The organism is Aminivibrio sp., from assembly GCF_016756745.1.
GTDB lineage: Bacteria > Synergistota > Synergistia > Synergistales > Aminobacteriaceae > Aminivibrio.
Genome location: NZ_JAESIH010000041.1, coordinates 1 through 7,003, shown reverse-complemented (window position 1 = coordinate 7,003; position 7,003 = coordinate 1). Strand labels below are relative to the sequence as shown.

Here is a 7,003-nt window from a genome sequence, read left to right as displayed (position 1 = left end):
TCCTTCCGGCGAGAACCACGCCGTCAGGATGACAGGCAAAGGCACCCCGGGCCGGTGATCAGGCTTCTGCCGCCGGTCCGGGGAACGACCTCGATCCGCGCGCTGATCCGCTCCTTGAGAGCGGGCACGTGGGATATCACCCCGATCAGCTTGCCGTCCTGCTGCAATCCGGCCAGTGTTTCAAGGGCGGTGTCCAGGGCTTCCTCGTCCAGGGTGCCGAAGCCTTCGTCAAGGAAGAGGGAATCCACACGGACGTTCCTGCTCGCCATGGAGGAGAGTCCCAGTGCCAGTGCGAGACTGACGATGAAGCTCTCTCCGCCGGAGAGGTTCTTGGTTGACCTGATTTCTCCGGCCTGGTAGCCGTCCACCACGTTCAGCTCCAGGGGCTGCTCCCTGTCCCGCACCAGCAGGTACCGGTCGCTCATCTTCTGAAGCTGCCGGTTGGCCTGGCTGATCATCATATCGAAGGTCAGACCCTGGGCGAAATTTCGGTACTTCTTTCCGTCGGCGGAACCGATCAGCTCGTGGAGGCAGTCCCACCGGCGGTACTCCCTGCCCTGGACCTCCAGGGCCGCCTTCTTTTCCTTCACCCGCTCCGCGGCGGCGGCGTTCTCGTTCAGCCTGTGTCTGAGGGCCGAAACCTCATCCCGCAGCGTCTTCAGTAAATCTTCACACTCCCGGAACCGTGGTTCCAGCACTTCGAGCGTTTCGTCCGTCACCTGCCGGGCTCTTTCTTCCTCCAGCTTTCTTTCCCGGTCAGCCCGCCTGGCCGCCAGGGCCGTCCGGCGGTCTTCCAGATTCTTCTTCCTCGCAGCCAGGGCGTCCCGCCGGTCGGGGTCAAGCCGGGCTTCCAGAAAGTCCTCTTCATTTTCAAAACCTGCCGCCGAAAGACCGGCGGAAAATGCGGCCTCCGCCTTGTTGACTTCAGGCTCCCTCCTCAGGATGCCCTTTTTCAGGGATTCCACCCGTGATTTCGCCCCGTCGGCCCTTTCTTTCAGCCCTTCCCGGAGTTTCCTGGCCTTTTTCTCGGCCTCCCCCGCGGCTTCCAGGGTGTCCTTCAGACGGCGCTCTTCCTCGTCGGGGTCCTTTTCGCCGTAAAGGTTCTTCCGCTCCGCCAGGCGGCAGTCATACTCTTTTTGGAGTGTTTCGACCCGCATCTTTTTCTTCTCGAGGGCGCGGGTCAGGGTTTCCAGTGTACCGTCCAGCCATTTCAGATCGCTTTTCAGAAGCCCGATCTTCTTTTCGATGTCCGCTTTCTCCCGGATCTTCTCCTGCCATGCGTTCAGCCGTTCCCGAAGGGAGGCCGCAAGGGAAGGCAGGTCCCCCTCCGGAATCTCGGAAATGCCGAGGGGCTGTAGCCTGGTTTCGAGGGCACTCTGAAGACGCAGGCAGTCCGCCCTAAGTTTTTCCAACCCTTCAGCGGAGAGTGCGAGGGCCTTTTCCGCCGCGTTTTGGGCAGAAAGGGCCGCCGCTTCGTCCTTTTCTCCCTCCGTTACCTGCTGTCGAGCTGCCGCCTCGGCTTTCTCCAGCCGCTGTACGGCTGCTTCCCTGCCCTCCGCTTCCCCGATGAGCTCTTCGAGGGCGGCGATCTTCCTTTCCGTCTCGTCGGGCAGAGGAATGTTCCCCTCCGCAAAGGGATGCTCCAGCGAGCCGCAGAGGGGACATGCCATGCCGTCCTCGAGCCTTGCCCTGTAGTCCTCCAGCTCGGCGATCCTGGTGAGGAAGGCCATCTCCCGGAGCAGGGCCTCCTTTTCAGCCCGGTATTCCCGCAGCAGACGGCCGTCCAGCAGGCTATCCAATTCTTCCTTCTCCCGGCGCAGCCTTTGGGACACGGCCTCCAGGTCCTCTCTCCGCACGCCGGTACGCTCCCGGCACTCCTCACGCACGATTTTCGCCTGGCGGAGAGTTTCCGCCTCCCTCTCAAGGGCGTCCTCTCCGTCAGCTATTTCCTTTTGGAGGGAAATCAAGGCGTTCACCTGTTCCTCCACCCCCGCCAGGCCGCCGACCAGCCATTCATCCCGCCCGTGCTCCTTCAGCCCGCGTTCGGCTCTTTCCAGGCGTTCCTCCTCCGCTGCCAGAAGCTCCAGTTTTTCCTCCCGGCTTTCCCTGGCTTTATCCAGGCTCACGCTGTCCTGCCGACATTCCTCCTCCATGTCCGCAAGGGCGTTCCGGCGATCTGATAGCCACTGATCGAGGGACCGGACCTTCGCGAGAAGGGGCGCGGCCCCGTCCAACTCTTCCTTTGCCCGGATGGTTGCAAGCTCCGCTTCGAGCAGGGCCCGGGCACCATCCCGGGCCAGGGATTCCAGTTCGGGGAGGCTCTCCTCTTCGGCCTTCAGGGCTTCTGAATCGTCGACCTGCCGTTTCCGCAGGGCCTCGAGGGTGGCATGGGGACCTTCAAGGGACGCCGCCCTCATGGCCCGGCGGAGCCTTTCCTGATCCGGAGCAAAGGCAGTCCATTCCCCCTGTAGTTCAGTCTCTTCCTCCGCCAGGCCGGAGATCTCTTTTTCCAGCCCGTCCAGTGTCGTAAGCCAGTTCATGGCTTTTGCCGTCTTCTCCAGCCTCCCGGCGGCTGCCTCTTCCTCCCGCGCCTTGTCAGCCAGGTCCCGTCGGAGGGCTTCCTCCTCCTCCGGCTGCAGGATCACGATTCCCGCTGTCTCCGCCTGGAGCAGGGTCAGCTTGTCCCGCTCGTCCCGGAGCCGCTCGTGGACCTCCATGGAGATGAGACTGTAAATTTCCGTGCCCGTGATCTGCTCCAGGATGGGGGCCCGTTCGTCCGGGGCCGCCTGCAGGAAGGCGGCGAAGCCCCCCTGGGCCAGAAGCATGGACCGGGTGAACCGGTCGAAATCCATTCCGGTGGCTTCCTCGATCTGTCCGGCCACCCCCCGGATCTTGGACTCGAAGAGGACCCCCGTCTCGCCGTCGGCGATTTCGTGTTTCGGGGCCTGGAGTTCGCCGCCCGGCTTCTTTCGCGCCCGGCGCTGGCTCCAATGGCACCGGAAACACCCCGCCCCGGTCCGGAAGGTCACCTCGGCAAAACACTCCCCCGTCTGGCGGGACATTATCTCGTTGCCGCTTTTCGTCACCCGGTTCAGCCGGGGGGTCCGCCCGTAGAGGGCAAGACAGACGGCGTCCAGGATGGTGGTCTTCCCCGAGCCTGTGGGCCCGGTGATGGCAAAGATGCCGTCGGACGCGAAGGCGGGGTGGGTCAGGTCGATCTCCCATTCCCCCACCAGGGAGTTCAGGTTCAGAAACCGTATCTTCTCAATTCTCATGGCGGCCCTCCTGTTCCGGCTGACCGCCGCACCCCCGGAGGGAGAGGACCACTTCACGGTAGGCCGCAAAAAGCTCCGGACGCTGCTCTTCTGGAACCTGATTCGCCTCGATACACCGCTGGAAGACGTCGTCCTCGTCCAGGTCGTCCAGGGTTTCTTCCTCCATGGTCTGCGCCAACACCCGGTCGACGGCCCTGGTGTTCTTCACCCTGAGCACCTCCATGGCTGTGTTCCCTACCGCCTCTTCCAGCCGATCCCGGAGGTCGCCCAGAATTTCGTCCCCTTCGTAGATCACTTCGAGCCATGCCCGGGAACCCTGCGAGGCAAGCTCGAAGATCCGCCCCGATATACGGTCCCAGTCGCCCCGGATCTGCTCGAGCTGCTGGAATACCGGCACGGGAACAAGGCGAACGGAAACTCCCTCTCCCCCGAATTCCGCCACGCAGACGCTCTTTTGCTGCTTCGCCTCGCCGAATCCCATGGGCAGGGGTGATCCGCTGTAGCGAACCGTTTCGGAGCCGTTCACCTTCTGGGGAACGTGGAGGTGGCCCAGGGCCAGGTAGTCGATGCAGGAGGGGAAAACCTTCGCGTTCACGCGGCCCAGGGAGCCCACGTAGAGTTCCCGGACGCCGTCGCCTTCCACAGTTCGGCCTCCCGCTGCAAAAAGATGGCCCGTGGCGACGATGGGAATGGCGCATCCGAGTTCCCTTCGCTTTTCTTCGGCAAGGGCGGCGACAGCGGCGTAATGATCCCGGATGCCGTCCAGGAGCTTGCGTTCCTTGTCCTCGATGCTCTCACCCGCCTCCGCCGTGCGGATATCCCGGTCCCGGAGATGGGGCACGGCGCAGACGATCAGCTCGGGGACTCCCCGGCCGTCCCGGAGCACCAGCACTTCGTCCTCGGGGCTTTCGGACGGGCTTCCCGTGACATGGACCTCAAGGGCCTTCAGCAGCTCCTTCGGGGCGTCGAGGAAGGAGGGAGAATCATGGTTTCCCGAAACCACCACCACATGACGGCAGCCCAGGGAGGCCGCCCGGCAGAGAAACCGGTAATACAGCTCCTGCGCCCGGTTGCTCGGCGCGGTGGTGTCGAAAATGTCACCCGCCGCTACCAGGACGTCGATCCCGTTGTCCCGGATCGCCCGGGCCAGCCAGTCCAGAAAGGCTTCGTATTCCTCGTACCGTTTTCTGCCGTAGAGGGTGCGGCCGAGATGCCAGTCCGACGTATGGAGGATTTTCATTTCCGGCGTGAGAGAACCCCTTCGCGGGCTCGAAAAGATGCGTCCCCCGGGCAAGGAGGTTCCGCCGGGTTTCGGAAGAGACTGCAGGGCAAGGCTTTCTTTTTTTTCATGGGGACACCTCCGGTAAGATCTCCTCCATTGTCGGCCTAGTCCGCCGGCGAGTCAATTCCCGGTGAGGCCGATACGATTGCCGTCCCGAGGAAGAGCTTGGCAAAGAATCGCTTTCCATTGGTCGTCACCCTGAGGAGCAGGGCAACGAAGAATCCGGCGTTGCCATTAAGGGACTGAAATGTGAGATTCCCCCTCGCCTAAATCCGCACCCCAGCGGGCGCGTCACCGGGGACCGCATGGGCTGGGGTGCGGATTTGTCGTTCGTGACAACTGCCCAAACGAGTCCCGCGGCTCCCCCTGATGGCGGCGTTGGTGTCGGTGTCTCCGCCCCTCACGTTTACTTTTTGGTAAACTTCAGGAGCGTTTTTTCTGGAAGCTATTGCCCCCGCCTTGAATGGCTCCGACTTCTGCGCCAGTAAAGAAACACGATGACACCACATCCGATCACCAGGAACAGGGTGACCCAGTGAAGGTTTTCCAATACCAACTGCTCATTGCGACCGAAAAAATAGCCCATACCCGCCAGCACCAACACCCATATCCCCGCGCCCAACACCGTGGTCACGCAAAAAATGAATATATTCATGCGGGCCAGCCCGGCCGGAAGCGAAATATACTGGCGGATGCCCGGAAGCAAGCGGCCGACAAAGATGCTGATATGACCATGACGTTCAAAAAAGCGGTCGGCATTTTCCAGGGACTTGGGGCTGATCAGCAGATACCGCCCATATTTCATAAAAAACGGTCTTCCGAACTTCAGGGCGATCCAATAGTTGAAGACGGCCCCTAACAAGCTGCCCAAGGTGCCGCAAAAGATGATCATTCCAATGTTCATTTCGCCGCTCGCCGCGAGGTAGGCGGCCGGTGGGATGACTACCTCGCTGGGAAACGGGAAAAAAGAAGACTCCAAGGCCATGAGCATCACGATGCCCGGATAACCCCATTGGCCAATGGTATCGACCAGCCAAACTATAGCCTGGTGAAACATTTCAAAGCCTTCCATACCCATGACACCGCCTTGTATTATTTATTGAAGATCATCAGAACAATGAGCAGCAAGGGTATCCCCGCAGCCACCGGCAACACCCTTGCTGCCCGAAACACCTGTTTTTGCCGAACATGGAACTGTATGGTCGGGCTGGCGTATACATACCGACCGCCTCAATCGGCATCGCTGACCACCACCCGATAATCGCCACCCTTGATCAGCCGCATGGGGCAATCGGTCCGCAGGGTCTCTCCGGGTTTCAGGCTCGCTTCTGTGACGGCCTCGTGCGCGTTCCAGCTTTCCAGGTCAACCGGCTGTTCATTGCCGGGATCAATTTTCACCAGGCTGATCCACGCCACCAGACCCTCAATGGAGGTCTCCCCCCAGTGTTGGTGATGGTGCTCCAGAATTGCAGGTGGTTCCCCCATGACAGGCGACGCGGGATTTTTCCACCCGAAAGAAGGTCGAGGGCCACAGGGGCCTGAGCCGCCGGTGAAACGGACACAAACAGGAACGTTGAGAGAATACCCGGGAACCGAGTTTTTCATATTTTCATGATGCTTCCCCTTATCAAAAATTGGGACGGGCGGCACCGCGGCGGGCCGCAAGCATGCAAAGTACCAGTCATACCGTCCTGTCCGCCGTCTCTCCGTTCCCTTCTATGCGGGCGAGTTTCAGGGCGGCGGAAACTGACCGCGGCGTGAGTACCGTTGGGAAATCGGGCGCGATTGTTTGCGATGCGGCGCTTCTTGCAGCGCCGGCATTGTGTGTATTCATACGACGTATTGTATGTTGAATACCGCTTCGTGTCACCTGCTTCAGAAAAACCGAAATCCGCAAGTTTTTCAGGCAGAGGGAGTGTCACGGTGAATCCGCCCTCCCCAGGGGTGAAGAGACCTCGTCCCGCGCTCTTTGCTGATGAATCCCCTGGGGGAGAGAGAAACCGGCACGGATGTCGGTTTCACAGGCAGGCAGCCGGCGAACGCAGGGAGCTGCAGGACTCGTTTGGGCTGTTGTCACGGACGACAATCCGCACCCCGGCCCAGGCGGTCCCCCGGTGGCGCTCCCGCTGAGGTGCGGATTTAGGGCTAACCCGACCAGAGAAACGATTTTCTCCCCTGATTTTCCGGCACCGGACGAAGGTGACGGGTTTGCAATAAAACCGGATACCCGGCGTCGAGCCGAAACAACTGCGAATCCGGTTTTCGGACGCCGGTTCGGTTCCTAGGACGGGAATCGAATTGACCTATGCCTGCCCGCCAAAAACCGTGCTGATCAGGTAGGCCGTATAGCCCACATAACAGGCCAGTAGCGCCGCGCCCTCGATGCGGTTGATTCGGCCAGCCCCACGGAACCCGTAGCCGATGACGAACAGCGACAGGGTCAGTG

Annotated in this window: 4 protein-coding genes; all 4 read right to left on the bottom strand. The window is 61.2% G+C overall.

What is annotated here, in order from left to right:
• Positions 1–23 precede the first annotated feature (23 nt).
• A complete protein-coding gene (locus JMJ95_RS05045; RefSeq protein ID WP_290683290.1) occupies positions 24–3,275 on the bottom strand; it encodes an AAA family ATPase in 3,252 nt (1,083 codons plus the stop codon).
• Positions 3,265–4,515: an exonuclease SbcCD subunit D C-terminal domain-containing protein gene (locus tag JMJ95_RS05040; protein WP_290683288.1), complete on the bottom strand. Its 1,251-nt coding sequence runs from the start codon at positions 4,513–4,515 to the stop codon at positions 3,265–3,267. Before JMJ95_RS05040 ends, JMJ95_RS05045 begins: the two co-directional genes overlap by 11 nt.
• A gap of 487 nt (positions 4,516–5,002) precedes the next feature.
• Positions 5,003–5,629: a DedA family protein gene (locus tag JMJ95_RS05035; RefSeq protein ID WP_290683286.1), complete on the bottom strand. Its 627-nt coding sequence runs from the start codon at positions 5,627–5,629 to the stop codon at positions 5,003–5,005.
• 158 nt (positions 5,630–5,787) lie between these two features.
• A complete protein-coding gene (locus JMJ95_RS05030) occupies positions 5,788–5,973 on the bottom strand; it encodes a hypothetical protein (RefSeq protein WP_290683284.1) in 186 nt (61 codons plus the stop codon).
• Positions 5,974–7,003: the final 1,030 nt, after the last annotated feature.